General features: G+C 71.6%; 21 protein-coding genes and 4 tRNA genes. 16 read left to right on the forward strand and 9 right to left on the reverse strand.

The annotated features are described in order from the left end of the window. Nucleotides 1-31: 31 nt before the first annotated feature. Nucleotides 32-1,474, reverse strand: a complete 1,443-nt coding sequence (locus AB0M54_RS10305) for an alpha/beta hydrolase (protein ID WP_364470286.1) — start codon at nt 1,472-1,474, stop codon at nt 32-34. A 141-nt stretch (nt 1,475-1,615) separates the two neighbouring features. On the opposite strand from AB0M54_RS10305, the gene AB0M54_RS10310 reads away from it, so the two are divergent. The 9 genes from AB0M54_RS10310 to AB0M54_RS10350 all read left to right on the forward strand — a co-directional run bounded on the left by AB0M54_RS10310 (nt 1,616) and on the right by AB0M54_RS10350 (nt 8,051). Next, nucleotides 1,616-2,659: a histidine kinase gene (locus tag AB0M54_RS10310; RefSeq protein ID WP_364470288.1), complete on the forward strand. Its 1,044-nt coding sequence runs from the start codon at nt 1,616-1,618 to the stop codon at nt 2,657-2,659. Further along, nucleotides 2,650-3,291: a response regulator transcription factor gene (locus AB0M54_RS10315; protein WP_364470290.1), complete on the forward strand. Its 642-nt coding sequence runs from the start codon at nt 2,650-2,652 to the stop codon at nt 3,289-3,291. The genes AB0M54_RS10310 and AB0M54_RS10315 overlap by 10 nt, the downstream gene beginning before the upstream one ends. Nucleotides 3,292-3,312: 21 nt before the next feature. After that, complete coding sequence (locus tag AB0M54_RS10320; RefSeq protein ID WP_364470292.1) at nt 3,313-5,316, forward strand: TRAP transporter fused permease subunit; 2,004 nt, start codon at nt 3,313-3,315, stop codon at nt 5,314-5,316. Between the two features lie 44 nt (nt 5,317-5,360). Beyond that, entirely contained in the window at nt 5,361-6,332 is a 972-nt protein-coding gene (locus AB0M54_RS10325; protein WP_364470294.1) for a TAXI family TRAP transporter solute-binding subunit, read from the forward strand. Between the two features lie 710 nt (nt 6,333-7,042). Beyond that, nucleotides 7,043-7,116 (forward strand) — tRNA-Leu (locus AB0M54_RS10330). Nucleotides 7,117-7,140: 24 nt separating this feature from the next. Continuing rightward, nucleotides 7,141-7,215, forward strand: a tRNA-Leu gene (locus AB0M54_RS10335). Between the two features lie 5 nt (nt 7,216-7,220). After that, nucleotides 7,221-7,293: transfer RNA gene (locus AB0M54_RS10340), tRNA-Ala, on the forward strand. A gap of 71 nt (nt 7,294-7,364) precedes the next feature. Then, nucleotides 7,365-7,446: transfer RNA gene (locus AB0M54_RS10345), tRNA-Tyr, on the forward strand. A gap of 80 nt (nt 7,447-7,526) precedes the next feature. Then, nucleotides 7,527-8,051 (forward strand): hypothetical protein, encoded by a 525-nt coding sequence (locus tag AB0M54_RS10350; RefSeq protein ID WP_364470296.1) that lies wholly within the window; start codon nt 7,527-7,529, stop codon nt 8,049-8,051. Between the two features lie 62 nt (nt 8,052-8,113). Here AB0M54_RS10350 and AB0M54_RS10355 read toward each other — a convergent pair whose 3' ends face one another. Further along, nucleotides 8,114-8,686, reverse strand: coding sequence for a hypothetical protein (locus tag AB0M54_RS10355; RefSeq protein WP_364470298.1), 573 nt, complete (start codon nt 8,684-8,686; stop codon nt 8,114-8,116). Between the two features lie 214 nt (nt 8,687-8,900). Between AB0M54_RS10355 and AB0M54_RS10360 the strand changes: the two genes are divergently transcribed. Next, complete coding sequence (locus AB0M54_RS10360; RefSeq protein ID WP_364315944.1) at nt 8,901-10,523, forward strand: AMP-binding protein; 1,623 nt, start codon at nt 8,901-8,903, stop codon at nt 10,521-10,523. On the opposite strand, the gene AB0M54_RS10365 is transcribed toward AB0M54_RS10360, so the two are convergent. Both AB0M54_RS10365 and AB0M54_RS10370 read right to left on the reverse strand, forming a co-directional pair. Further along, complete coding sequence (locus AB0M54_RS10365; RefSeq protein ID WP_364470300.1) at nt 10,520-11,695, reverse strand: glycosyl hydrolase; 1,176 nt, start codon at nt 11,693-11,695, stop codon at nt 10,520-10,522. The two genes, AB0M54_RS10360 and AB0M54_RS10365, sit on opposite strands and share 4 nt — an antisense overlap. 38 nt (nt 11,696-11,733) lie before the next feature. Beyond that, nucleotides 11,734-12,612 (reverse strand): MurR/RpiR family transcriptional regulator, encoded by an 879-nt coding sequence (locus AB0M54_RS10370; protein WP_364315939.1) that lies wholly within the window; start codon nt 12,610-12,612, stop codon nt 11,734-11,736. A 68-nt stretch (nt 12,613-12,680) separates the two neighbouring features. Between AB0M54_RS10370 and AB0M54_RS10375 the strand changes: the two genes are divergently transcribed. After that, a complete protein-coding gene (locus AB0M54_RS10375; protein WP_364315937.1) occupies nt 12,681-13,550 on the forward strand; it encodes a BadF/BadG/BcrA/BcrD ATPase family protein in 870 nt (289 codons plus the stop codon). Nucleotides 13,551-13,626: 76 nt separating this feature from the next. After that, nucleotides 13,627-14,796, forward strand: coding sequence for an NAD(P)/FAD-dependent oxidoreductase (locus tag AB0M54_RS10380; protein ID WP_364470302.1), 1,170 nt, complete (start codon nt 13,627-13,629; stop codon nt 14,794-14,796). On the opposite strand, the gene AB0M54_RS10385 is transcribed toward AB0M54_RS10380, so the two are convergent. Beyond that, nucleotides 14,758-16,356 carry an AMP-binding protein gene (locus AB0M54_RS10385; RefSeq protein ID WP_364470427.1) on the reverse strand — a complete coding sequence of 533 codons (1,599 nt, stop codon included), beginning with the start codon at nt 16,354-16,356 and terminating at the stop codon, nt 14,758-14,760. The genes AB0M54_RS10380 and AB0M54_RS10385 overlap by 39 nt on opposite strands. A 181-nt stretch (nt 16,357-16,537) precedes the next feature. Here AB0M54_RS10385 and AB0M54_RS10390 point away from each other — a divergent pair, with 181 nt between their 5' ends. The 3 genes from AB0M54_RS10390 (at nt 16,538) to AB0M54_RS10400 (ending at nt 19,542) form a co-directional block, all read left to right on the forward strand. Beyond that, nucleotides 16,538-18,232 (forward strand): GMC family oxidoreductase, encoded by a 1,695-nt coding sequence (locus AB0M54_RS10390; protein WP_364315932.1) that lies wholly within the window; start codon nt 16,538-16,540, stop codon nt 18,230-18,232. Nucleotides 18,233-18,384: 152 nt separating this feature from the next. Next, complete coding sequence (locus tag AB0M54_RS10395; protein ID WP_364315930.1) at nt 18,385-18,726, forward strand: Lsr2 family protein; 342 nt, start codon at nt 18,385-18,387, stop codon at nt 18,724-18,726. Between the two features lie 81 nt (nt 18,727-18,807). Then, on the forward strand, nt 18,808-19,542 hold the full coding sequence (locus tag AB0M54_RS10400) for an SDR family oxidoreductase (protein ID WP_364470304.1): 735 nt from the start codon (nt 18,808-18,810) through the stop codon (nt 19,540-19,542). Here the strand turns inward: AB0M54_RS10400 and AB0M54_RS10405 are convergent. After that, nucleotides 19,512-22,619, reverse strand: coding sequence for an EAL domain-containing protein (locus AB0M54_RS10405; RefSeq protein WP_364470306.1), 3,108 nt, complete (start codon nt 22,617-22,619; stop codon nt 19,512-19,514). The two genes, AB0M54_RS10400 and AB0M54_RS10405, sit on opposite strands and share 31 nt — an antisense overlap. A gap of 55 nt (nt 22,620-22,674) precedes the next feature. On the opposite strand from AB0M54_RS10405, the gene AB0M54_RS10410 reads away from it, so the two are divergent. Continuing rightward, nucleotides 22,675-23,325 (forward strand): 50S ribosomal protein L11 methyltransferase, encoded by a 651-nt coding sequence (locus tag AB0M54_RS10410; RefSeq protein ID WP_364470429.1) that lies wholly within the window; start codon nt 22,675-22,677, stop codon nt 23,323-23,325. A gap of 39 nt (nt 23,326-23,364) precedes the next feature. Here the strand turns inward: AB0M54_RS10410 and AB0M54_RS10415 are convergent, their stop codons facing one another. The 3 genes from AB0M54_RS10415 to AB0M54_RS10425 are packed head-to-tail and all read right to left on the reverse strand — an operon-like array spanning nt 23,365 to nt 26,330. Next, the gene (locus AB0M54_RS10415; RefSeq protein WP_364470308.1) at nt 23,365-24,840 is read right to left on the reverse strand and encodes a hypothetical protein; all 1,476 of its coding nucleotides are present in this window, start codon (nt 24,838-24,840) and stop codon (nt 23,365-23,367) included. Between the two features lie 9 nt (nt 24,841-24,849). Next, nucleotides 24,850-25,572: an HAD family hydrolase gene (locus tag AB0M54_RS10420; protein WP_364315920.1), complete on the reverse strand. Its 723-nt coding sequence runs from the start codon at nt 25,570-25,572 to the stop codon at nt 24,850-24,852. Continuing rightward, on the reverse strand, nt 25,569-26,330 hold the full coding sequence (locus AB0M54_RS10425; protein WP_364315917.1) for an ROK family protein: 762 nt from the start codon (nt 26,328-26,330) through the stop codon (nt 25,569-25,571). The genes AB0M54_RS10420 and AB0M54_RS10425 overlap by 4 nt, the downstream gene beginning before the upstream one ends. Nucleotides 26,331-26,335 lie beyond the last annotated feature (5 nt).

Consider the following 26,335-nt stretch of genomic DNA (forward strand, 5'->3'; position numbering starts at 1 on the left):
ACCGGGTGAATCGCCCCGCCACGCCAACGCCTCAGCACGCCACCTCGCGGTCTCGCGGCAGGCGCCCGGTGGTCAGATAGGCGTTGACCGCGTCGTCGACGCAGGCGTTCTGGCGGAAGCCGTAGACGCCGTGGGTGCGCGCCCCGCCCAGCGTGATCATGCTGGAGCCGGCCATCGCGGTGTGCAGGGCCCGCGCGCCCCGCAGCTGCGAGCCGATGTCCTTCTCGGCCTGGACGATCAGCGCCGGCACCCGGTTCGCGACGTCGACGTGCGGGGTCAGCGGCGACGGCGCGAACGAGCACGGCGTCACCAGCCACGCCATCGGCGCGAAGACCGGCGATTCCGCACGCTCCCGCCGAAGGCTCCGCCAGAAGAATTCGACATCCCGGGGTACACCTCCGTCAGCGCACATGATCGCGGTCTGCGCCGAGTGCACGGCCGACGAGTCGCTCGTGAGCGCGCTCGACACCGTCTCCCGCATCGCGTCGGTGGGCGTGGCCGCCCGCCCGTCCGCCGCGGCCTGGAGTTCGAGCATCGTCGCGGTGAGGCCGTCGTTCCCGGTGTCGTCGATCAGCTGGTTCACGATGATCGCCGGCACCACCGTGTCGTCGAGCCGGAGGTCGCCGACCCGCAACGGACGCCGGGCGGACGCCGCGTACACCCGCTCGACCGTCGCCACCACCTGGTCGGCGGTCGCGCCCAGCCGGGTGCCGGCCGCCGTCGCCGCCCATTCCCGGAGCATCGCCTGCCGGAACGGCGCCGCCTCCCGCAGTTGGGCCGTGCCGGCCAGCGCCGGGTCGATCGCGCTGTCCAGCACGATCCGGCCGGCCCGGGCCGCGAAGAGCTGCGTGTAGACGGCGCCCAGGTAGGTGCCGTACGAGTAGCCGAGATAGGAGAGCTTCGGCTCGCCCAGCGCAACGCGGACGGCGTCCATGTCCCGGGCGCTGTCCGCACTGGACATGTGCCGCAACCGGTCGTCGGTGCACCGCCGGGCCAGGTCCCGGCTCAGCCGCGTGATCCGGTCGAAGCTCGCCCGGGTCGCACCGGCCGACCTCGGCAGCCAGCTCTCCGGCCACCCGCAGTCGATCGGGCTGCTTCGCCCGGCGAACCGCGGATCCATCCCGATCAGGTCGAACCGGGCGCCCGCCGCACCCATCACGGCCCGGGCGGCCGGCACCACACCGAGCACCGGGCTGCCCGGCCCGCCAAGATTGATCATCAAGATCCCGGCCCGGTGCACGTGATCCGGCGCCACGCTCCGCGCGATGGCCACCGTCAGCGTCCGCCCACCCGGCCGCGCATGGTCGACCGGCACCGTCACCTCGGCGCATTGCACCCCGGCGGCGTCCAGCTCCTGCCCCTCGGTGTCGTCGGCCGCCTGGGCACACCGGTGCCAGTCGACCCCGTTCCGCCCGGCCGCCGGCGGCGTGACCATCATCAACCCGGCGGCGATGACCGCGATCCATTTCGTCATGCCGACCACGCTCCGCCGGAGTCGCCGAGTCGTCAGTGGGGCGGCCTCCGCCGCGGGGGTGTGGATTTCCGCATCCCCGGCCGGGAGCCCACCGGATACCCTCGGCCCCGTGCGAGCCCGACCGTGGATGTCATGAACGGATTGACCAAACCGCGTGTGGTGATGCACCTTGCCTGGGGCTTCTGGCTCGGGCTGCTCACCGCGGGCGTGTTGTTCCTCATCGTGCTGCTCTGGGGCGCCGCCGTCGTCAGCCTGATCGAGGGACCGACCGGCGCCGCCTGGCAGGCCTGGGTCTACGCCGCCACCGTGCCGCTCGGGCCGGTCGTGGTGATCTGGACCGCGCGCCGGCTCGCCGCCCGGCAGCGGGCCAGGCTGGTCCGGATCGGGGTCGAGGTCGAGGCGGCGCGGACGAGCTACGGGCGGCAGATCCTCTTCCATCTGTACGCGATCGCGGTGGACGTGCCCGCCGGACTCCTGGTCGTGGAACCCCGGACCGGACGCCGCGTCGCCGAGCTGGACGCCCGCGTGGGCCGCGCGCTCCTCGGGCCGAGCCGCGCCGAGACGCTGACCCGGCGGGTGGCGACGCTGGCCCGGAGCCGGGACGAGATCATCGAGGCGACCGACGCCGAGCGCCGCCGGATCGAGCGCGATCTGCACGACGGTGTGCAGCAGCGGCTGGTCTCGATGGCGATGAACCTGGGCATGGCCCGGGCGACGCTGCCGGAGTCGCCGGAGCGGGAGGCGATCGACGCGGCGCACGACGAGGCGGTGGCGGCGCTGGCCGAGTTGCGAGACTTCGTGCGGGGGCTGCATCCGGCGGTGCTCGACGCGCGCGGTCTGGACGCGGCGATCTCGGGGATCGCGGCGCGGGCGCCCCTCCCGGTACGGGTGACCGTCGACGTCGAGCCCCGCTGCGCACCGGGCATCGAGGGGGTCGCCTACTTCGTGGTCTCCGAGGCGCTCGCCAACGTCGCCAAGCACGCCTCCGCGACATCCGCCGGCGTGACGCTGACCCGATCCCAGGACCGGCTGATCATCGACATCACCGACGACGGCCGGGGCGGCGCCGTGATCACCTCGGACAGCGGCCTGGCCAAACGGGCCGCCGGGGTGGACGGGACGCTGACCGTGACCAGCCCGCCCGGCGGCCCGACCTCGATCGTGGTGGAGCTGCCGTGCGCATAGTGCTCGCGGAGGACAGCGTGCTGCTGCGCGCCGGGCTCACCAAGCTGCTGACCGACGCCGGTTTCGAGGTGGTGGCCGCGGTCGGGGACGGCCCGGCGCTGCTGGACGCGGTCGCCGAGCACGAGCCGGATCTCGCGGTGATCGACGTCCGCATGCCGCCCACCCACACCGACGAGGGCATCCAGGCCGCACTGGTGATCCGCCGCGTGCACCCGCGGGTCGCGGTCCTGGTCCTCTCGCAGTACGTCGAGGAGCGCTACGCCACCGACCTGCTGAACAGCTCCACCGACGCGGTCGGCTATCTGCTCAAGGACCGGGTGGCGCATGTGGACGACTTCCTCGACGCGCTGCGCCGGGTGGCGGCCGGCGGCACCGCGCTCGATCCCGAGGTGGTCGCCCAGTTGCTGATCCGCCGCCGCGACGATCCGCGCAACCGGCTGACCCCGCGCGAGCAGGAGGTGTTGCGCCTGATGGCCGAGGGCCGCTCGAACGCCGGCATCGTGGACGCGTTGCGCGTCAGCCACAGCGCCGTCGAGAAGTACGTGAGCAGCATCTTCGCCAAACTGGACCTCCAGCCGACCGATACCGGACACCGGCGGGTCCTGGCGGTATTGAAGTTCCTCGACGGCTGATCGAGCGGGTAATGTCCGGACATGGTCGAGCTTCGATCTTCGGAGGCCGATCCACCGGCCGTCCACTTCGACGACGAGGAACGCCCGGCCCGCGACCTGAGCGGCCGGGTCGGTCTCGGTGTCGCGGTCGTCGCGTGTGTGGTCGCGCTGCTGGTGCTCTGGCAGGTGTTCCGGCCGCTCGCGCAGGGCAGCCAGTTCTATCTGATCGTCTTCCTGGCCGGCACGCTCCCGCTGGTCCTGCTCTGCTACCACTCCGGCTGGGGCCGGGCGCCGCGCCGGCGTCCGTCGGTGGTGGACTGGGTGCTCGCCGCGGTCACGCTGATCGTCTGCCTCTATCCGATCAACCCCTTCGGCGGCGGGTACGACGGTTTCCTGAACCGCCAGGGTCTGCTCGAGCCGGCCGACGTGCTGTTCGGCGCGGTCCTGCTGGTGCTGACGATCGAGGCCTGCCGCCGGACGACCGGGTGGGCGCTCCCGGTGGTCTGCGTGCTCTTCCTGGCCTACGGGTACTACGGCGGCCTGATGCCGCAGAACTGGGACCTCGCCCACGTCGGCCTCGACTTCGACCAGATCGTGGACGCGCTCTACAACTCCGGCAGCGGCTTCTACGGCACGCCGCTGGACGTCGCGGCCACGTACATCGTGCTGTTCACCATCTACGGCGCCGTGCTCGATCTGTCGGGAGCCAGCCGGTTCTTCGTCGATCTGTCGGTGGCCGCCTTCCGCCGCTCCCGCAGCGCCGCGGGCCGCACGGCGGTCGCCGCCGGCTTCCTGCTGGGCACGGTCTCCGGCTCGGGTACGGCCACCGCCGTCAGCGTGGGCGCGGTGACCTGGCCGATGCTCAAGCGGGCCGGCTACCCGCCCGAGCAGGCCGGCGGCATGCTGGCCGCGGCGGGCGTCGGCGCGATCCTCTCCCCGCCGACCCTGGGCGCGGCCGCCTTCATCGTGGCCGAGTACCTCGACGTCTCGTACCTGACCGTGCTCGGCTGGGCGATGATCCCGACCGTCCTCTACTACCTGGGCATCCTGCTCGCGGTGGAGATCGACGTACGCCGCTTCGGGGTGAAGGCCGTCGACCTGCCACAGACGTCGGCGCTGAGGCTGCTGGCCCGGTTCGGTTACCACTTCTCGTCGCTGATCCTGATCGTGGTGCTGCTCGCCGCGGGCGTCAGCGCGACCAGATCGGTGGTGTACGCGACCATCCTCGCCGCCGCGCTGTCCTTCCTGGACCGGCGCTCGTGGCTGACCCCGGGGCGGCTGTTCAACGCGCTGTCGGCCGGCGTACGCGGCGTACTCCCGGTCGTGGCCGTCTGCGCCGCCGCCGGCATCATCACCTCGATCACCACCAAGACCGGCCTCGGCGCCAAGCTGGCGAGCAAGCTGATCAGCTGGGCCCACGTCTTCGGCGACAACCCCACCCTGGTGCTCGCCCTGACCACCGTGCTCGCCGCGATCGCCCTGGCCATCCTCGGCCTCGCCGTCCCGGTCACCGCCAGCTTCATCATCGGCTGGGTGATCATCGGCCCGGCGCTGCTGCAACTGGGCGTCCCCGCGCCCGCGGCGGCCATGTTCGTCTTCTACTACTCGGTCCTCTCCGAGGTGACACCACCGACCGCGCTGGCCGCGGTCGGGGCGAGCGCGATCACCGGCGGCCGCACCATCCCGACCATGTGGCAGGCCCTCAAGTACGCCCTGCCGGCGTTCCTGGCCCCGATCGCCTTCGTGCTGACCGAGCCGGGCGAATACCTGCTGGCCCGCGGCCCGGTCCTGGGCATCGTGTGGACCACGCTGGCCGCCGCGCTGGCGGTGTTCGGGCTGGCCGTGGCCACCGGCGGCTGGGTGCCCGGGGTCGGCGCGGCGCCGCTGCCCGCCCGCGTCCTCGGCGGGCTGGCCGGCCTGCTGCTGCTCTACCTGGCCCCGCTCACGATCGCGGCCGGTGTCGTCGCGTTGTCCCTGGCCGCGTTCCTGGCCTACCTGTACCGCCGGCGCTCCGTCGCCGCCCCGCCCGCAGTTCCCTCTTCCTAGGAGGCACGCTCATGTCCGTACCCCTCAGGCCCTTTTCTCTGCTCTTGATCCCCGCCCTCGCCCTCACCGCCTGCGGCGGCCGGCAGGACACCGCCAGCACCGACGCGGGAGGGGAGGTCACCTGCGACGTCGCCAACGACACCCGGATCGGCATCGCCACCGGCAACGCCACCGGCGTCTACTTCGCGCTGGGCAACGCCTACGCCGAACAGCTCGGCGCCACCGGCGGCAAGGTCAAGGCCACCGCGAGCGAGACCGGCGCCTCCGTGCAGAACATCCAGCAGCTGGTGGCCGGCAGTTTCGGCCTGGCCTTCTCGCTCGCCGACTCGGCCGCCGACGCGGTCAACGGCACCGGCAGTTTCACCGGGAAGCAGCCGGTCGCCGCGATCTCCCGCATCCACACCAACTACACCCACGTGGTCGCCCGCAAGAGCGCCGGCATCACCGACGTGGCGGGCATGAAGGGCAAGCGCGTCTCCACCGGCTCGCCCAAGAGCGGCACCGAGGTGATCGCCAACCGCATCCTCAAGGCGGGCGGCCTCGACCCGGCCAAGGACATCAGCGCCCAGAAGCTCGACCTCACCAAGACCGTCGACGGCATGAAGGACGGCTCGATCGACGCCATGTTCTGGTCCGGTGGCCTGCCGACGCCCGGCATCACCGACCTGTTCACCACGTCCGGCGAGCAGGTCGCCTTCCTCGACGTCACGCCGCTCCTCAGCGAGATGCAGAAGATCAATCCGGTGTACGAGGCCAGCACCATCCCCGCGGCCACGTACAAGACCCCGGCCGACGTGAAGACCATCGCCGTGCCCAACGTCCTGCTGGTCCGCACCGACCTGGACGCGAACGTCGCGTGCGTGCTCACCAAGGCCCTCTTCGACCGCAAGCCGCAATTGGAACAGGCCAACGCGGCGGCCAAGGAGATCAAGCTGGAGACCGCGCGCAAGACCGATCCGGTTCCGCTGCACCGCGGCGCCGTCAAGGCACTCGACGATCTCGGCGCGCCGAAATAGCCCACGTGTAAGGGACGAGTCGAATAGGGCGCGCGAAAGGTATTGCTTGATTCGCGCGCCTCGACTACCGTTCTCTTCAGTTGCTCCGACTCCCGGGGCGACGACAGACTTGGAGGGAGTCGACCATGGGCCGGCACATCGCCACGATCACGGGGTGGCAGACGCTGCGCTGTGGGCGAGCCGTGCGGCTACTCGGCTCCCGCAGTGCGTATGAGATGTTCCTGGGCCTTGGAGTGGGCGGGTAACGCGGCGAATTCCGCGCGGTAGAGCCGTCCTCACCCACTCGGGTCGGGCGGCTTTTCTGTTGCCCTGGCTGGGCTTACGCTCCGGACGCGGAGCGACGGACCCGGCCGGCTCGCCCAGGCGCTCGCTCACGAGGACCGCCCCGACAATGCTCGGCGGCAGTTCCGAATAAGACTTGATCCGCAATCTTCTCCGAGGCGGGCGGAAGTGCTCTCCTCCCGGTGGGAAGAATGGGTCGATCCTGCTTCGGAATGGATCGACGAACAATTATCCGATTCTCATGAAGTGCAGAGGAAAGCCGGCATTCCGAGTGATTGATCGCTCGGGTGCGGAGATGGGAACGTCAACGGCCGATGTCGGGCCGGCGCGGCGGACAGCGCGTCGTGGCTGGCTGGAGGGGACTACTTGCGCTACCCCGCCAACGACACCGGAAGACGTACCCCCGTCTCCGCACAACGGCCGGCCCGGCCTTCGTAGCCCAACTGGCAGAGGCCCGGCGTCGAGAGCGCCGGCAGTGCGCGTTCGAATCGCGCCGAAGGCACGCACCACCACAACTGAAGACCAGGCCCGGGTAGCCCAACTGGCAGGAGGCACGCCGCTCAGACCGGCGATAGTGCGCGTTCGAATCGCGCTCCGGGTACGCAAGGGCTCGTAGCTCATCTGGGAGAGCGTCTGTCTTGCAAACAGAAGGTGGCCGGTTCGAGTCCGGCCGGGTCCACGGGGCCGCTTCCGCTTCCTCGCGGGGCGGCCCTCTTCACGGGGCCGCCTCCACCCGGAGCGGCCCTCTTCGCGGGCGCGCCGACGTGGGAGGGTCGGGAGCGGCTGTAAACCGCTTGCTCACGCCCAGGGGGTTCGAATCCCTCCGCCCGCACGCTCTATCGTTCCCGGCTGACGCTTGTCGATCGGCATACGGGGGCCGTGGTGCATTGCACGAAGTGTGGGACGGTTCTGGTGTTCGCCGGGCAGGGGCACACCTGCCGATCGCTGCTGCCGGAGACGATCACGGTGCCGGTCGGGTGGTCGGTGGTGACGTGGCTGCTGGCCGGGTTCACGGTGTTCTACGCGGTGTGCGGGGTCGCGACCGCCGCGCTGGACCTGCCGCCGGCCGGGACACCGGTGACGATCTGGTTCCTGTTGCTGGCTGTCGGCGTACTCTTCGGATCGCTCCTGGCCTTGATCGGCACGATCGTTCTGCTGATCATGTGGAACCGGCGCACCCAGCAGCTCGCCGACCGCTTCGGCTTCGACGCCGGGCTGGTCGTCAAAGGGTGGGTGGTCCGTGCCTTCGTGCTGACCCTGATCGTGGCCATGTGCCTGGAAAGCGCGGGCTCCCAGTGGACCGTCGGCGTCTGGGCGATGACCGGCGTCCGCGTGGCGGCCGGGCTGCTGCTGCTGGGGAACGTTGTGGTCGGCCGGCACCGCGTGCTCGCCCTGATCGCGGACGCGAACCGGCAGGTGAGCGAGGCGCGCGGATGACCAGTGCCGGTACCGGTCCGTCGCCTCGGCGGTGAGTCCCTCGATCAGCTCACGCCACATCGTCAGGGACCTAGCCCTCTGATCAACTCGGCCCCGAGGGCGGCCAGCTCAGGAGCATGCGCCCGGAGGTCGGCGTCACCGCGGACGGCCCCGGTCACGTGGCTCTGGATGCTGAGCTCGACATTGCCGGCGGCGATCATGGTCAGAACCAGTGGACGCGGCCCGTCCGAGTCCTTCCCGTCGGCGATGGCCAGCGCCCGATCACCGGCACCGGACACCGGCACCGCGAAGTGCCCGTACGACTTGGCCTCCCGCACGGACTTGGGCACGTCGAGATACGGCCCGGTGTTGGCGACCACGTACACGTCGATGGTGACGCTGACCGTCACGGGATTCCCGTACACGCAGAAGCGCTGGTAGCCCAGCCCGGTCTGCTTGGTGCCGGGCTGGATGGCGGGATCGTCCGGGCCGGGCTCCCGGTCGGGGCCGGCGAGCGGCGGACAGTCGCGGATCGTGGTCAGCCGCAGGGCCGCCGGCGACGCGCTGGGCGCGGGTCTTGCTTGCGACGGCTGAACGGCGCACCCCGCTGTGGCCAGCAGAAGCAGCGATCCCGCCGCTCCCCACCGCCGCCCCATGACCGATTTGCACCGTTTCGTTCGAGGCGAGCGCGCCGCCACCTCCCCCGCCCGTCACTGGGTGGGCGGTCAATGTAGCGCGTGATATCGACGGTTCTGTGAACTATCCACAGGGCGACGCGTTCGTGATGATGATCGGGAGGCGGGAGCATGCTGACGGGCGGAAGGCGGGGCTATGACGACAGCTGCATTTCGGGACGCTCGGGATTTTCTGGTGGCACATCGGGAGGACTACGCCGGGGCGGCGGCTCAGTTTCGGTGGCCCGAACTCGGGGCGTTCAACTGGGCGCTGGACTGGTTCGATGTGGTGGCGGCCGGGAATGACCGGCCGGCGTTGTGGATCGTCGAGGAGGACGGGACCGAGCAGCGGTTCTCGTTCGCCGAGATGTCCGCGCGGTCCAACCGGGTCGCCAACTGGCTGCGGCGCCACGGCGTCGAGCGCGGCGACCGGGTGGTGCTGATGCTGGGCAACCAGGTCGAGCTGTGGGACACCATCCTGGCCGTGATCAAGCTGGGCGCGGTGCTGATCCCGGCCACGCCGCTGCTGGGGCCGGCCGACGCGCGTGATCGGGTGTCGCGGGGCGGGGCCAAGCATGTGATCGCGCTCGCCGCCGCCGCGGACAAGTTCGCCGAGCAGGGCACGCGGATCGCGGTGGGCGGGGCCGTCGACGGATGGCTCAGCTTCTCTGACGCGTACGCCGAAAGCCCGGTCTTCGAACCCGACGGCGTCACCGACGCCACCGACACGCTGCTGCTCTATTTCACGTCGGGCACCACGGCGCGCCCCAAGCTGGTCGAGCACACCCACGCCAGCTACCCGGCCGGCCATCTGTCCACGATGTACTGGATCGGGCTGGAACCGGGCGACGTACACCTCAACATCTCGTCGCCGGGCTGGGCCAAGCACGCCTGGAGCAACGTCTTCGCGCCGTGGAACGCGGAGGCGTGCGTCTTCATCTACAACTACACCCGGTTCGACCCGGCCCGGCTGCTGGCCGAGATGCAGCGTTGCGGCGTGACCAGCTTCTGCGCCCCGCCGACGGTGTGGCGCATGCTGATCCAGGCCGACCTGAGCGCGCTGCGTACCCCACCGCGGTTGGTCGTCGGCGCGGGCGAGCCGCTCAACCCCGAGGTGATCGACCGGGTCAAGAAGGCGTGGGGCGTGACGATCCGGGACGGCTTCGGGCAGACCGAGACGACCGTGCAGATCGCCAACACGCCGGGCCAGCCGGTCAAGCCGGGGTCGATGGGCCGGCCGGTGCCGGGCTTCCAGGTGGCGCTGATCGACCCGGCGACCGGCGAGCCGGCCGAGGAGGGCGAGATCTGCCTGTTCCTCGACCCGCGCCCGCTGGGGCTGATGGTGGGCTACCACGGCGACGACGAGCTGACCGCGGAACGGATGGCGGACGGGTACTACCACACCGGCGACATCGGCTCGCGCGACGCCGACGGCTACATCACGTACGTGGGCCGCACCGACGACGTGTTCAAGGCGTCCGACTACCGGATCTCGCCGTTCGAGCTGGAGAGTGTGCTGATCGAGCACGAGGCGGTGGTCGAGGCGGCGGTGGTGCCGTCACCGGACGAGCTGCGGCTGGCCGTGCCGAAGGCGTACGTGGTGCTGGCCGAGGGCTGGGCGGCGGACGAGGCGACCGCCAAGGCGATCTTCGCGTACTGCCGCGAGCACATGCCCCCGTTCGCCCGGGTGCGGCGGCTGGAGTTCGCCGACCTGCCGAAGACCATCTCCGGCAAGATCCGGCGGGTGCAACTGCGTGACGCCGAGCGGGAGAAGCACTCCACGCCCGGCGTCACACCGTCCGGCGAGTTCACCGACTAGCAGCGGCCGAGGTCTTCCCACTGCTGGGTCCAGCCGGGCTCGGAGCCCTGGGTCCAGTACCGCGCCTTCCACAGGTGGAGGCCGTCGCCCGACTTGGGGCCGGACGGGTCGCCGTTGCGGCTGCGCTCGTGCTTGACCAGGGCGCCGCCGAGATAGACGGAGCTGTAGTTCCAGGTCGGGGCGTCGTTGCAGCCGGTCGCCGGCGGGTCGGTCGGCGGATCGGTCGGCGGGTCCGTGGGCGGGTCGGTGGGCGGCGTGGTGCCACAGTCGGAGGCGATCGTGTCGGTGAAGGTCCGGCTGGCGCTGCGGTACGAGCCGACCTGCGAGGTCACCTGGGCCGGGGACAGCACCGCGTTCTTGGCGTGCAGCAGGTAGTCGACCTGCTGCACGTAGGTCGCCCGCCCGCCGCTGTGCGTGGCCAGGTCGATGAACCACTGGTTCCAGTTGATCGTCATGGTCTGGCGCGGGTAGAACTTGCCGGAGTGGTCGCCGACCTGCACGCCGTCGATGAAGTAGCGGACGTGCCCGCCGGCCACCTGGGCCACCAGGTCGTGCCAGCCGTTCAGGCTGGAGCGCTGCTCGGAGTGCACGTTGTCGGCCAGCCAGGGCTCGTTCCGGTACGTGTACCAGGTGGTCTGGTAGTTGATCGGCCCGGTCTCGCCCCACCCGCCGTTCGGCAGGTACTCGGAGATGTCCAGTTCGGAGTAGGTCGGGTCGAGGTCGTAGGCGAGCGGGCTGATCGTGAAGAACGTCTGGTTGATGTGGTCGCCGTCGGTGCCGGTGGTGGGCATGTCACTGAACTTGACCCGGCTGGCGTAGGTGCCCTCGAAGTACCGCTTCTGCGCGGAGAGGACCTCGGCGTGCCCGGTGCCGGCCGCGGTGCCGTCGGTGTAGGAGGTCAGCTGCATCACCTTCTGCCCGTCGGCGGTCGGGAAGGTGACGTTGGCCGGCGACCACGAAGCGCCGGGTACGCCCGGTCCGCCGGCGTTGCCGCGCACCACCCAGCCGTGGCTGGTCAGCGCCGCGTCGGACGAGGACGAGTAGGCGAAGTCGTCGAAGATCTGGCCGCAGTCGGCCGCGGCGGCGGGATTCGCCGTGGTCAGCGCGAACCCGGCCCCGGCGAAGGCCAGCAGGGCGGCCAACCCTACTGATCGATACTTGTCGATTTTCATGAGCAGACTGCCTCCTGCGGAAGGGGAAACGGGGGATTTCAGTGCCGCCGGTGGGCGGCGACCGCGCGCACGGTCAGTTCGAAGGCCTCGGTGGTGCGCTCGTAGGTGCGCTGCGCCACCGCGACGTAGACCAGGTCGAGCACCAGCAGCGCCGAGTGCAACGCGGACAGGGCGGCGACCCGGAACGTGGTCTCGTGCACCGACGTCACGAACACGACGTCGGCCAGCTCGGCCAGCGGCGACCGCGGGTAGGACGTGACCGCGACGGTCAGCGCGCCGTGCGCCGACGCCTCTTCCAGGGTCTCGATCACCTCGCTGGTCCGGCCCGAGTGCGACAGCCCGATGGCCACGTCGCCCGGCCCGAGCAGGGCGGCGTTGGTCAGCGCGGTGTGGCTGTCGGACCGGCTCCACACCGGGATCCGGATCCGCTCCAGGCGGAAGGCCATCTCCCGGCCGGCCGTGCCGCTGCTGCCCAGCCCGAAGATCTCCACCCGCGAGGCCGAGGCGATGGCCGCGGCGACCCGCTCGACGTCGCCCATGTCCAGGCCGGCCGCGGTGGCCTGGATGGCCCGGGTGTCCGCGGCGGCGATCACCTTGAGCACGCTGTCCAGCGAGTCGCCGGGGTGGATGTCGCCGCTGATGTCGGTCTCCCAGCGGGCCTGTTCGGCGCGGCCGGTCTCGGTGGCGATGGCGACGCGCAGGTTCGCGTACCCCTTGAAGCCGAGCGTCCGGGAGAACCGGGTGACCGTCGCGGCGCTGGTCGCGGTGCTCTCGGCGAGGTCGACGATGCTGGCCTGGGCGGCCGCCTCGGGGTTCTCGACGATGGCCGCGGCGATCTTCGCGAACGCGCCGGGCAGGGTCGGCCCCTCGATGCGCAGTCGCTCCAGGAGCCCGCCGGACCAGGACACTGTGGTCATCCTTTTCATCGACAAGTGTGTTGATGAAAATTACGACCGTGGCCGCCGATAGTCAATGATGAACTTCCATGAGGCTCGCTCTGGGGGTCGACGCGGGTGGCACCGGCTCGCGGGCGGTCCTCCTCGATCAGACCGGGGTCCAGGTCGGACGCGGTGACGGCGCGGCCGGCAACCCGATGTCCGGTCCGGTGGCGGTGCGGGCGATCGGCGCGACGGTCCGCGCCGCGCTGCGCGGGCACGACCCGGCCCGGGTGGGTTTCGCGGTGGTGGGGATCGCCGGCCTCAGTTCGATGGCCAACACCGCGGTACGCGACGCGTTCGCGGCCGAGTGGCGGGAGATCGGCCTGACCTGCCCGGTGCGCATCGTCGGCGACGCGGTGACCGCCTACGCCGCCGGGGAGCCCAAGGAGACCCGCGGCGCGGTGCTGATCGCCGGGACCGGGTCGGTCGCGGCGCTGGTCGACGGCCTCGACGTGCTGCGCACCGCGGACGGGTACGGCTGGCTGCTCGGCGACGAGGGCTCCGGCGTGTGGCTGGGCCTCCAGGCGATCCGCTCGGCCGTCCGGCGGACGTCGGCGCTGGGCACGGCCGTCCTGATGCACACCGGCACGCGTACCCCGGACGAACTGATCGCCTGGGCGACCCGCCAGAAGCCGCAGGCCTACGCCCGCCTCGCCCCCCTGGTCTGCACCACGTCCGACGGCGAGTCGGCCCGGATCATCGCCGAGGCGGTGGAACGGCTGATCGCCACGGTCGCCGAACTCGATCACCCGGAGGGCCCGGTGGTGCTGGCGGGCGGCCTGCTCACCGCCGACACCCCGATCCGGCGCGGCGTCGAGGCCGCCCTCGGTGACCGCGCTCGCCCGGCCGGCGATCCGGTATCAGGGGCCGCTCGGCTGGCTCTCGGCCTTGTCCCTCATTCGCATCCGGGGCGATGACCAGGCGGCGAATGTGGGGCCGGGCCGACAGCGGACGGAAGGTGTCGGCCGGGACCGACGAGGGAAAGGAGCATGCATGGTGGCTCCGGTCCATGATGTGATCGTGATCGGCGCTCGCTGCGCCGGTTCTCCGACCGCCATGCTGCTGGCCCGCCGCGGCCACCGCGTGCTGCTGGTCGACCGGGCCACCTTCCCCAGCGACACCGTGTCCTCCCACGTCATCCACCCGCCGGGCGTCGACTCGCTGCGCCGCTGGGGCCTGCTCGACCGGGTCGCCGCCTCGGGCTGCCCGCCGGTCGGCCGCTACTCGTTCGACTTCGGCGACGTCACGCTGGCCGGCTCGCCCGGCACCGCCTACGCCCCGCGCCGCACCGTGCTCGACAAGGTGCTGCTCGACGCCGCGGCCGAGGCCGGCGCCGAGGTCCGCGAGGGGTTCACGGTCGACGACGTGGTGCTCGCCGACGATCAGCCCGCCGAGGTACGCGGCCGCGACGCCACCGGGGCCGTGGTGCGGGCCCGGGCTCGCGTGGTGGTCGGCGCCGATGGCCGCAATTCGCTGGTCGCCAAGGTCGCGCAGGCTGGGCAATATCACGTCCGCTCGCCGATGACCTGCGGTTACTACTCGTACTGGAGCGACCTGCCGGCCGACGGGCTCGAGGTGTTCGGCCGGCCCGGACGCGGCTGGGCGGCGTGCCCGACCAACGACGGCCTGACCATGGTCATCGGCTGCTGGCCGTACGCCGAACTGACCGAGCACCGCGACGACGTCGAGGACGAGCTGGGCCGGACGTTCGACCGGGCGCCCGGGTTCGCCGAGCGGCTGCGGTCGGCCACCCGGGAACACCGGATCGTCGGCGCCACCATGCCCAACTACCTGCGCACGCCGTACGGCCCCGGCTGGGCGCTGGTCGGCGACGCCGGCTACAACCGCGACTTCATCACCGCCCAGGGCATCAGCGACGCGTTCCGGGACGCCGAGTTGTGCGCCGGCGCGCTCGACGAGGCGCTGAGCGGCAAACGGGAGTTCGAGGAGGCGATGGCCGACTACTGGGCGGCCCGGGACGCGCAGGTCCTCCCGATGTACGAGCTGACCGCGACCGTGGCCGCGCTCCAGGCGCCCGACGACCGCACGGTCGCCCTGGTCAACGGCCTGCAGGGTGATCAGGACGGGATGGACGCGTTCGCCCGGATGAGCGCCGGCGTCACCTCACCGGCCGACTTCTTCGCCCTCCCCCGGCGCGATTAGGCGCACGGCCTGTTCGCGCATCTCGACCTTGCGCACCTTGCCGGTGACGGTCATCGGGAAGCCATCGACCACGTGGACGTAGCGGGGGATCTTGAAGTGGCTCAGCTTCCCGGCGCAGAACTCGCGCACCTGCCCGGCGGTCAGCGGCCCGGCCCCCGGGCGGAGCACCACCCAGGCCATCAGCTCCTCGCCGTACTTGGCGTCGGGCACCCCGATCACCTGCACGTCGGCGATGTCCGGGTGGGTGTGGAGGAACTCCTCGACCTCGCGCGGGTAGACGTTCTCGCCACCGCGGATGACCAGGTCCTTGATCCGGCCGACGATGTTGACGTACCCGTCGGCGTCCATCGTGGCCAGGTCGCCGGTGTGCATCCAGCGGGCCGCGTCGATCGCCCCGGCGGTGGCGTCCGGCTGCTCCCAGTAGCCGAGCATCACCGAGTAGCCGCGGGTGCACAGCTCGCCCGGCTCGCCGCGCCCGACGACCAGGCCGGTGCCCGGGTCGACCACCTTCGACTCCAGGTGCGGCATGGTCCGGCCGACCGTCCCGGTACGCCGGGTCAGGCTGTCGTCGGCCCGGGTCATCGTCGACACCGGCGACGTCTCGGTCATGCCGTAGCAGATCGCGACCTCGGCCATGTTCATCTCGGCGACCACCCGCTTCATCACCTCGACCGGGCACGGTGAGCCGGCCATGATGCCGGTGCGTAGCGTGCTCAGGTCGTACCCGTCGAATCTCTCCAGACCGAGCTCGGCGATGAACATCGTGGGTACGCCGTAGAGCGACGTGCATCGTTCCGAAGTGACCGCGGCCAGGGTGGCGGCCGGGTCGAAGCCCGGCGCCGGCAGCACCATGCAGGCGCCGTGCGAGGTGGCGGCCAGGTTGCCCATCACCATGCCGAAGCAGTGGTAGAGCGGCACCGGGATGCAGATCCGGTCACGCTCGGTGTAGTTGACCAGCTCGCCGACGAAGAAGCCGTTGTTGAGGATGTTGTGGTGCGAGAGGGTCGCGCCCTTGGGGAAGCCGGTCGTACCCGACGTGTACTGGATGTTGATCGGGTCGTCGAAGCTCAGGTCGGCCGGGAGCTCGCCGTCGTCGCTCGGCAGCGCGTCCCACTCCGGGCTCCCGAGGAAGATCGCGGCCGGGAAGCCGATCTCGGCGATCATCGCCCGGTAGTCGCTGGTCTTGAAGCTCACCGCGCTGATCAACAGGCTCAGGCCCGCCTGCTTCACGACAAAACCCAGCTCATGGGTACGGTACGCCGGGTTGATGTTGACCAGGATGGCGCCGATCTTCGCCGTCGCGTACTGCACCAGGACCCATTCGGCGCAGTTCGGCGCCCAGATGCCGACCCGGTCGCCCTTGGTGATGCCGCGGCTCAGCAGGCCGCGGGCCAGGTCGTCGACGGCGGCGTTGAATTCCGCGTACGTCCATCGCCGGCCCGCCGCCACGTCGACCAGCGCCTCGCGATCCGGGAAGCGGGCGGCCGTGCGGTCCAGGTTGGCGCCGATCGTCTCGCCGAGCATCGGCACGTCCGAGGTGCCCACGGTGTAGGCCAGCATCTCCGCAGCATGCGCTCTCCTGACGATCGGCGCCACGGCCGGCTCGCCGTCGCGGGCGGCGAGGTCGTCTCCACCGACCGCCTCGAGCATGGCGCGGTGGGCGAGGAGAAGCCCGGTGGGTTCGTCCGGCATGGGAATCAGGTTCTGGCGCATCTCTTTGGGCGCGCCTAACGTCGACGGAATGCGGCGCTTAACGCACTACGACGTGGTCGTCGTGGGCAGTGGATTCGGTGGCAGCGTGAGCGCATTGCGCCTGGCCGAGAAGGGCTATCGGGTCGGTGTGCTGGAGGCGGGCCGCCGGTTCACCCCCGAGACGCTGCCGAAAACCTCGTGGGACCTGCGCAACTTCCTCTGGGCGCCGGGGCTGGGCCTGCGCGGCATTCAGCGGATCACCATGCTCAAGGACGTGATCGTGCTGTCCGCGGCCGGTGTCGGTGGCGGCTCCCTGGTCTACGCGAACACGCTCTACCAGCCGACCGCCAAGTTCTTCGACGACCCGCGCTGGTCGGGCATCACCGACTGGGCCCGGGAGCTGGAGCCGTACTACGGCCAGGCGACCCGGATGCTCGGCGTGACCGTGCAGCCGTCGATGACGCCGTCGGACGTGGTGATCCAGCAGGTGGCGCAGGACATGGGGGTGGGCGGCACGTTCCGGCGTACCCCGGTGGGGGTGTTCTTCGGCGAGCCGGGCAAGACCGTGCCCGACCCGTATTTCGGCGGCGCCGGCCCCGACCGCACGGGCTGCACCGAATGTGGCAACTGCATGATCGGCTGCCGGGTGGGCGCGAAAAATCGCCTGGATGTCAACTACCTGCACCTGGCCGAGCGGGCCGGCGCGACGATCCACCCGGATACCCAGGTCACAGCCGTGCGTCCGCTGACGGCCGGCGACGGCGGCCACCCGAGAGAGAACGAACGTTCTTTCGCTCCGGGCCCGCGCTGGCGGATCGAGACCAAGAACGGCGACTACACCGCCGACGACGTGATCGTGGCCGCCGGCACGCTGGGCACGCAGCGGCTGCTGCACCGGATGAAGGCCCGGGGCGTGCTGCCCCGGCTCTCCGACCGGCTGGGCGCGCTGACCCGGACGAACTCCGAGGCGTTGCTCGGCGCGGAGACCGATCGCGTACCCGCTGAGCCGTTCTCGAAGGGGGTGGCGATCACGTCGTCGTTCCACCCGGACGAGGACACCCACATCGAGCCGGTGCGTTACGGGCCGGGCAGCAACGCCATGGGCCTGCTCTCCACGATGCTGGTCGACGGCGACGGGCGGGTCCCGCGCCCGCTGCGTTTCCTCGGGCAGGCGCTGCGCAATCCGGTGCTGTTCGCCCGGTCGCTGTCGACGCGGCGGTGGAGCGAACGCACGATCATCGCGCTGGTGATGCAGACCCTGGACAATTCCCTGACCGTACGCATGACGCGCACCGGCCGGTTGACGACGGGCCCGGGCCACGGGCCGGGGAACCCGCGGTGGATCCCGGTCGGGCACGAGGCGGTCCGCCGGATCGCCGATCGGATCGGCGGCCACCCCGGTGGCTCGGTCGGCGACATCTTCAACACCCCGATGACCGCGCACATCCTGGGCGGCGCCACGATCGGCGATTCGCCCGAGACCGGCGTGGTCGACGCCTACCACCGGGTCTACGGATATCCGGGCCTGCACGTGGTGGACGGTTCGGCGGTGCCGGCGAACCTGGGCGTGAACCCGTCGCTGACCATCACCGCGCTCGCCGAACGGGCCGTCGCATTGTGGCCGAACAAGGGAGAAACCGACGTTCGGCCGGCCATCGGCGAGCCGTATCGCGCGCTTAACCCAATCGCGCCGAACCAACCGGCCGTGCCGGAACACGCGCCGGCGGCACTCCGACTGGGGTGACCATTTCGACTGTGCCGGACGGCACAGCGAGGCAAAGAAATGCGACATGCGGCGGCAGCAATTTGCACAGGCATCATCGGCAAGACAGAATGCGAACTGACAGTCCGCATTACGACGTGCCTAAAAATCGCCGTTACAGGAGCAGCCACACCATGGCCAAGCAGGTAATCACCCTTCTCACCGACGACCTCGATGGCGGCGAGGCCGACCGCACCGTTGAGTTCGGACTCGACGGGGTCAACTACACCATCGACCTGTCGGAAAAGAACGCCGGAAAGCTGCGGAAGGCACTCGACCCGTATCTGAACGTAGCCACCCGGGTCGGCCGGGCCGGCGCCGACTCCCGCGCCCGTCGTGGATCGGCCAGCACCGGCCGGGCCAGCCGCGACCAGAACCAGGCGATCCGGGAGTGGGCCACCAAGAACGGCTACGAGGTCTCCGAGCGCGGCCGCATCCCGAGCTCCATCGTGGAGGCGTACCACGCCAGGCGATAGATTTATCGCCGACCCACGCATACACGACGTCGCCGGTCATGCCGGCGGCGTCGTTGTGCATTCCGCGACAGATGGGAAACCATGACCGTCGTCATCCTGACCGGTGCGTCCAGCGGCATCGGAGAGGCCACCGCGCTGCGACTCGGGCGTCCGGGAATGACCCTGGTGCTGGCCGCCCGGCGGGTGCCGGAATTGACCGCGGTGCGGGCCCGGATCGAGGCGAATGGCGGCGCCGCGGTGGTCGTACCCACCGATGTCGGTGACCCGGAAGCGGTGACCGCGCTCGTCGAACAGGCCCGTGCGGTGACCGGCCGGATCGACGCTCTGGTGAACAACGCGGGGGTCGGCACAAACGCATCGGTGCTGGCCGAGGACCACAGCGTCGATCGCGCGATCGACATCAACCTGCGCGCCCCGATCCGGCTGATGCGCGCGGTCGTCCCGATCATGGAGGAGCAGCGCTCCGGCACGATCGTCAACATCGGCTCGGTGGCGGGCGAGGTCGGCATCGGCGGGGTCTACTCGGCGACCAAGTTCGGCCTGCGGGGCATGACCGATTCGGTACGCCGTGAGCTGGCCGGCACCGGGGTGACCGTGACGCTGATCGAACCCGGCTACATCGCCACCCCGGGCAACGCCCACCGCAGCGGGCTGCCCGGCCCCGAGATCGTGGCCGCGGCCGTGGAGAGCGCGCTGCGCCGGCCGCGCCGCCGCATCATCGTCCCGTTCAAATATCGCGGCGCGGTCGTGGCCGCCCACCTGTTCCCGGCGATCGCCGACCGGATCTACGCGGGCAAGGCGTCCAGGAGGCGCTGACCGCGCTCGTCGGCCGCCCGGGTCATCCAGGTCAGCGCCTCGGTCGGCCCGATCGGGCTGGAGTAGAGGTAGCCCTGGCCGAGCGGGCAGCCCAGCTCGACCAGCACCTCGCGGTGGGCCTCGGTCTCGATGCCCTCGGCCACCACGGTCAGGTTCAGCGAGTGCGCGAGCCGGACGATGCCACCGACCAGGGTCATCTGCTGCGGGTCGTGGGTGATGTCGTCGATGAACGTCTTGTCGATCTTCACCACGTCGATCGGGCGCTGCCGGAGGTAACCCAGCGACGAGTAGCCGGTGCCGAAGTCGTCGATCGCGATGCGTACGCCCATCTCCTGAAGCACCGCCAGATCGGCCCAGATCTGCTCGTCGTCGCCCATCAGCAGGGTCTCGGTGATCTCCAGCATCAGCGCCTGCGCCGGAACGTCGGCCCAGGCCAGCGACGAGCGCACCTGCTCGACGAAGCCGGGCTGGCGGAACTGCCGGACGCTGACGTTCACGCTGACGTAGGGACGGCCGGCCCGCGGGAGGATGCGCCGCCACTGCGCCACGGTGTGCAGCGCCTGGTCGAGCACCCACTTGCCGATCGGCACGATCAGGCCGCTCTCCTCGGCCACCTCGATGAACTCGTCCGGCGCGATCACCCCGCGCTGCGGGTGCTGCCAGCGGACCAGCGCCTCGAAGCCGGCCGTGTCGCCGGACGCCAGGTCGACGATCGGCTGGTACTGCAGCAGGAAGTGGCCCTCGTGCACGGCGTGGTCGAGGGCCGACCGCAGCTCCAGCCGCTCGACCATGGCGCTGTGCAGGTGGGACTGGTAGCGCCGCCACTGGTTCTTGCCGGCGCCCTTGGCCACGTACAGCGCCAGGTCGGCCTGCCGCAGCAGTTCGGCCGCCGTGTCCGCCTCCGGGGTCGTGGTGATGCCGACGCTGGCGTTGGCGTTGACCTGCAACGCGCCGCCGTCGACCAGGATCGGCTCGGCCAGCGCGGCCAGGATCCGGGTGGCCGTCTCCTCGACCGCGCCCGGGTCCTGCACGTTCTCGACCAGCGCGGCGAACTCGTCGCCGCCGAGCCGGGCCGCGGTGTCGTCGGCCCGCAGCGCGCCGGCGATCCGGTCGGCCACCGCCTGGAGCAACTGGTCGCCGACGGCGTGGCCGAGCGTGTCGTTGACGATCTTGAAGTCGTCCAGGTCGATGAAGAGCACGCCGACCACCGAGCCGTCCCGGGCGCCGCGGGCCAGCGCGTGCCCCAGCCGGTCGGTGAACAGCGTGCGGTTGGCCAGGCCGGTCAGCGAGTCGTGGAACGCCTGGTGGGTGAGCTCACGCTCGAGGCGGCGGCGATCGGTCACGTCGCGCATGGTGACGACCAGGCCGGCCACGCTCTGGTCGGCCCGCAGGTCGCGCAGATGCAGTTCGACGGTCACCTCGGTCCGCCGCCGGTCCTGCGCCCGGAAGTCCTGCCCCTCGGCCGGGCTGTGGCCGGCCCGCACCGACATCAGCAGGTCGGCCAGGCGGACGCGGTCGACCGCGTGGATGACCGAGAAGATGTCCACGCCCACCGGGTCGTTGCCCAGCACCGGGCCGGCCGACGGGCTGGCGTACCGGACCCGGTCCTCGTCGTCGACGATCAGGATCACGTCCGAGGTGTTCTGCACGAGCGTACGGAAATAGGTCTCGCTGTTGCGGCGGGTGACCTCCTCGCTCAGCGCGATCCGCTCCAGGGCCAGCGCGACCTGGGTGGCCAGCACCTCCATGGCCTGCTGGAGCCCGGTCAGCGCCCACCGCGGCCCGCCCACGTGCAGCACCCCGACCAGCGGGTCACCGGTCGGCCGGTCGGCCAGCACCAGCGGGCAGCGCAGCACGGTGTTGAAGTGGGTCAGCCGGATCGCCACCGCCCAGTCGACGTCCCGGGTCCCGACCAGCCGCGCCGACGTGCCCGAGGCCCGGTCCTGCGCGGCCTGGGCGGCGGCCAGGCCGGTCAGCGGCTGCTCCGGCTCGGCGATGGCCATGGCCAGAACCACCCCGTGGGGTACGTCGGCCGGCAGCAACTGGGCCACCGCGGTCCGCACCGCGTCACCGACCTCGTCCGCGTCCGCCGCCGACACCAGCGTGGCCGACGCCTCGCGCAGGCCGCGTTCCCGGGCCAGGGCGAGCCGATGGCTGGCCATGATCCCGGCCATCCGGGCCAGCACCAGCAGGAACGTGAGCGCGCTGAGGGCGCCGAGCACGGCCAGGTCGGGCACCTCGCCGCGCCGGCCGGCCTCGACGATCAGCACGGTCGGCGCCACCAGCGAGGCCAGCGCGAGCAGGGCCAGCCGCAGCCGGCCGAGGTCGCCGTCGCGCACCCCGGAGGGCTGGGTCAGCTGGGTCATCGACGGGTGCAGCGCGGCCAGCCCGGCCGCCGCGTAGAACAGGACCCGCCCGAACGCGGCCAGGAAACCCAGGTGGTCGCCGGGCACCACGAGGTCGTCGCCGATGTCGGCGATGAGTAGCGCGAACAGGCCGGCGCCGAGCAGCACCGCGGCGGCGATGCGGCGGTTGATCGTGGTGAACAGCCGGGTCAGCATGGCCAGGCAGAGCAGGTCGCCCAGCGGGAACGCGACCGACACCCACTCCGCCGGGCGGCTCATGTCGGCGGTGCTCAGGTGCGGGGCGATCGCGTACGCCCAGGCGAGAAGCGCCGCGCCCGAGGTGACCGTGAGCGCGTCCAGCACGCCGCCACGGTCCCGGGCGCCGCCCGTGCGGATGCGCACGAACATCAGCAGCACCAGGGCGAACAGCGGGTACACGGCGATCAGCAGGCCCTCGCCGACGTCGGCCACCCAGGCCGGCGAGCCGGTCAGCCGGTCCCGCTCCCCGACCGCGGTCCCGCCGAGGCAGGACACGACCAGGGTCAGCTGGAGCAGGCGCCAGGGCAGGACCCGGGCGGGCTTCCGCCGGCGTAGACCGACCGCCACGGCCGCCACCGCGGACGCGCCGGCGATCAGCCGGACGGGCGCCCGCAGGTCGGGCTCGAGCAGGAAGACACCGGCGAGCACGGCCATCCACCCGCCGAAGAGCGCGGCGGCCCAGCGTGCCGGCATGTCTCCTCCTCGGCGCGGTCTCAACGGCCACCTCATCGGTCACGCCGCCGGGTAGCTGAGCGAAACTGATGGCGTGCACACCGACTTCGTCCGCTCACACACCCGCCCGCGCCCGGTGCCGTTCATCCCCGAGGTGACCCTTCACCAGGCCGACGAGGTGATCGCCCTCTGGGAGAGCACCGAGGCCGGTGGTACGGGTGAGCAGCCACCGCCGTTCTGGGCGTTCGCCTGGGCCGGCGGGCAGGCGCTGGCCCGCTTCGTGCTCGACCACCCCGCGCTGGTCGCCGGCCGTACGGTGCTCGACCTGGCCACCGGCTCCGGCCTGGTCGCGGTGGCGGCGGCCCGGGCCGGCGCCGCCCGGGTCACGGCCAACGACATCGACCCGCTGTCCCTGGCCGCGGCGGCCGCCAATGCCACGGCCAACGACGTGGATCTTTCCCTGTTCGAGGGCGACCTGCTCGACTCGGACCAGCACCACGACGTCATCCTGGCCGGCGACGTCTGCTACAGCCGGGCGATGACCGCCCGGGTGCTGCCGTTCCTGCGCCGGGCCGCCGGCCGGGGCAGCCTGGTGCTGCTGGGCGACCCCGGCCGGGCCTACCTGCCGGCCGGGCTGACCGAGCGGGCCGCCTACGACGTGCCGGTGGCCGAGTCGCTGGAGAGCGTGCCGATCCGGCACACCAAGGTCTGGGAGGTGACCGCGTGATCCAGGCCTACCTGTCGGCGGCCGGAGCGGTGGCCGGTGCTAGCCCTGCTTCTCCGGCACTCGCACCGCCGGCACGGGACCGCCGCCCTGCTGCGCGCCTTCGCCCGGGGCGAGCGCGCCGAACCCGTCGCCGCCTTCTGACCGGCTTTCCGGCCTCTCCTCCGACCTCGGCCGGCGATGCACCATCACCGCGACCGCCCACCCGATCACAGCCGCCACCGGGATCCACATCGGGTTCGACAGGCGCGGCTGCTGTGAGATCAGCGGATGGGCGACCACCAGCGCGAACCCGCTGAGCCCGACCAGGATCCACAGGACCGCGTCCCGCCGCAGCCGCACGGCCAGCACCACGATCGCGAGCGCGACCGAGGCCATCGCGCCGGGCTCGTGCGCGTTCGCCGACAGCCAGCGGCGCCAGAACCGGAGATTCAGGTCGGTCAGGTAGGCCAGCGGATCGGCGATGTCCGGCCGGGAGAAGTGATCGGTGGCCCGGTCCTGGATCGTCTCGTTGAGCGAGGGCAGATGCCAGACCGAGCTGACCACGGCCCACCCGAGCAGAGCGGCACCGGCCAGCGCCGCGGTCCACCAGAGGCCCCCTTTGCTCTGAGCGCGTATAGGCAACACCCCCGCGCGGCGCGCGGCGGACCCGGACGCGGGCACGGCGGACACGGGCACGGTGGGCACGGGCGCGGGCACGCGTGCGGCGGGCGCGGGCGCGGCAGGCGCGGGCGCGGCAGGCGCGGGCGCGGCGGGCACGCGTGCGGCGGGCACGGGCGCGGGGGGCACGGCGGGCGCGGGAGCCGCATGCTGCGGGCGTCGGCGGGCCAGGAGGCCGAGGATCACGCTGGCGGCGAGGAGGGCCAGGGACACGGCGAGAGCGCTGGCCGAGCGTACGGGGAAGAGCCAGACCAGTCCCCCACCGGCCAGAACCAGACCGCCGAGCCGCCGCCCGCGCCACGTCAGCGTGGCGCCGAGCAGCACCGCCAGGCAGCCGGCCAGCGTGGCGCTCTCGACCAGCATGCGGGTCATCCAGAACCCGGACGGCAGCAGCAACAGCGCGATCGCCGCGACCAGACCGGCCAGGCGCCGGCCGGTGGCCAGCCACACCGCCAGGTAGGCCAGCACGACCGCGATCAGGGCAAGCACCAGGGTCGCCGCCATCATCCCGCGCCACGCGCCGAGCACCGCCACGAACGGCGACCCGAACAGCGGATAGCCGGGGCGGGAGTGGAAGATCGCCGCATAGCGGGGCGTGGTCATCACGTCGTACTCGACGCAAGGGGCCTGGCCGCCCTGTTTGCGCGACGCGCGGTTGATGTCGCGGCAGACCTCCCGGCGCGCGACCGCCGCCGCCGTGACCGGGTCGACGCCGGCGAAGATCTGCGCCTGCCGCATGTACCAGTAGCTGTCGCCGGACGCGACCCGCTGGGGGCCGTCGACGCGCAGCATGAAGAGCGGAACCGCGACGGCGATCACCAGGATCACCCAGGCGGCCTCGACCAGGCGTCGACGCACGCGGCCACCTTAGCCAAGAAGTGCGGCGACTCCGAGCCCATCGTCGACAATGGCATCCGGGTCGGGCCAGGCGGCCGGATCTTCCTTGGCGGTGCGGACCGACCGCATCACGATCACCTTCGCCACCTCGGCCCGGCGGCCGCACACCACGTCGCGCTGGAAGCTGTCGCCGACGAACCAGCAGTCGGCCGCGTCGACGCCCAGCTCGGCCGCGGCCAGCCAGATCATCTGCGGGTTGGGTTTGCGGACCCCCGCCTCGTCGCTGTAGACCTGCGCCGCGAACCGGTCGCCCACGCCCGCCTTGGCCAGGAAGTCTCGGTGGGCGGCGCCACAGAGGGTGTTGCTCACCACAGCCATCGGGAGATCGCGTGACGCGGCCGCCGAGAGCAGCTCGGGGATGCCCGGGCGCAGGGCCCAGTTGTGGCGCCAGGCCCACTCGTAGCTGAGGCGCTTCACCGCGGCGCGTACCCGGACCTGGGCCGAGCTGGGCCACCCACCCAGAACGAACCTCTCCCAGACCTCGGCCTGCGGCAGCTCGTCGGGGTGGTCCTCGTCGCGCCAGCGGCCGTAGGCCTCGGTCGCCTCGGTGAGCCGCAGCTGAATCTCGCCCGGCGTGAGCACGCCCCCGGTCAGGTTGTAGACGCGCAGCACCAGCTCAGGCGGTGGCTCCCGGGACGGTGGCGCGTCGGCCAGCACCCCGCCGAAGTCGAGGAGCAACGCGGCGGGGGTCACCGGTGCCCGTTGACGCCGAGGGTCCAGGCCCGGACGCCACCGAGGATGCCCGCGGTGTTCGGCACCACCACGACGTCGTCGCCCATCCGGGCCAGCTGGGTCGGCGTGAGCAGGCGCGAGTTGCCGCCGCCCAGGTAGAGCCGGTCCCACAGGTAGACCGGCCGCAGCCCCTCGACGACATTGCGGACCCGGCGGGACCACAGCGCGTCGCCCAGCCGGCGCCGCTCGTGCTCGCCGATGTAGGTGTCGTAGCTCATTCCCCAGCGCACCGGCGCCTGGGACATCTCCATGTGTGGCGCCAGTTTGCCGCCGTCGAACAGCGCGCAGCCCAGTCCGGTGCCGAGGGTGATCATCAGCTCGCAGCCGGTGCCCGCGACCACGCCCGCGCCGTGCACCTCGGCGTCGTTCAGCACCAGCGTGGGCAGCCCGAAGGCCTCGGCCAGGGCGGTCCGCGCGTCGAACCCGTGCCACACCTCGACCAGCTCCGGGTCGACCTTGGTGCGCGGCCCGCTGCGCGTCACATAGTGCGGTGTGGCGACCACGACACCGTGTCGCAGCATGCCCGGCATGCCGACGGTCACCCGGTCGGCCTGGGGCAGCCGCCCACCGAGCTCGACCAGGGTCTTCACAAAAAGATCGGGATGCAGGGGGTACGGAGTGGGCACGCGCAACGGCTGCGCCCGCATCGTCCCGGCGTCGTCGAGCACGGAGCCCTTGATGCCGCCACCACCACAGTCGATCGTCAGGGTGAATGCCACCTGAA

This window comes from Actinoplanes sp. NPDC051470, assembly GCF_040682035.1.
Taxonomy (GTDB): Bacteria; Actinomycetota; Actinomycetes; order Mycobacteriales; family Micromonosporaceae; genus Actinoplanes.

Coding starts and splice junctions, on each gene's coding strand:
- AB0M54_RS10380 (WP_364470302.1), top strand. CDS start 13,627: ATGGTGGCTCCGGTCCATGATGTGATCGTGATCGGCGCTCGCTGCGCC.
- AB0M54_RS10320 (WP_364470292.1), top strand. CDS start 3,313: ATGGTCGAGCTTCGATCTTCGGAGGCCGATCCACCGGCCGTCCACTTC.
- AB0M54_RS10365 (WP_364470300.1), bottom strand. CDS start 11,695: ATGAAAATCGACAAGTATCGATCAGTAGGGTTGGCCGCCCTGCTGGCC.
- AB0M54_RS10400 (WP_364470304.1), top strand. CDS start 18,808: ATGACCGTCGTCATCCTGACCGGTGCGTCCAGCGGCATCGGAGAGGCC.
- AB0M54_RS10370 (WP_364315939.1), bottom strand. CDS start 12,612: ATGACCACAGTGTCCTGGTCCGGCGGGCTCCTGGAGCGACTGCGCATC.
- AB0M54_RS10385 (WP_364470427.1), bottom strand. CDS start 16,356: ATGCTGGCCTACACCGTGGGCACCTCGGACGTGCCGATGCTCGGCGAG.
- AB0M54_RS10390 (WP_364315932.1), top strand. CDS start 16,538: ATGCGGCGCTTAACGCACTACGACGTGGTCGTCGTGGGCAGTGGATTC.
- AB0M54_RS10395 (WP_364315930.1), top strand. CDS start 18,385: ATGGCCAAGCAGGTAATCACCCTTCTCACCGACGACCTCGATGGCGGC.
- AB0M54_RS10355 (WP_364470298.1), bottom strand. CDS start 8,686: ATGGGGCGGCGGTGGGGAGCGGCGGGATCGCTGCTTCTGCTGGCCACA.
- AB0M54_RS10305 (WP_364470286.1), bottom strand. CDS start 1,474: ATGACGAAATGGATCGCGGTCATCGCCGCCGGGTTGATGATGGTCACG.
- AB0M54_RS10405 (WP_364470306.1), bottom strand. CDS start 22,619: ATGCCGGCACGCTGGGCCGCCGCGCTCTTCGGCGGGTGGATGGCCGTG.
- AB0M54_RS10375 (WP_364315937.1), top strand. CDS start 12,681: ATGAGGCTCGCTCTGGGGGTCGACGCGGGTGGCACCGGCTCGCGGGCG.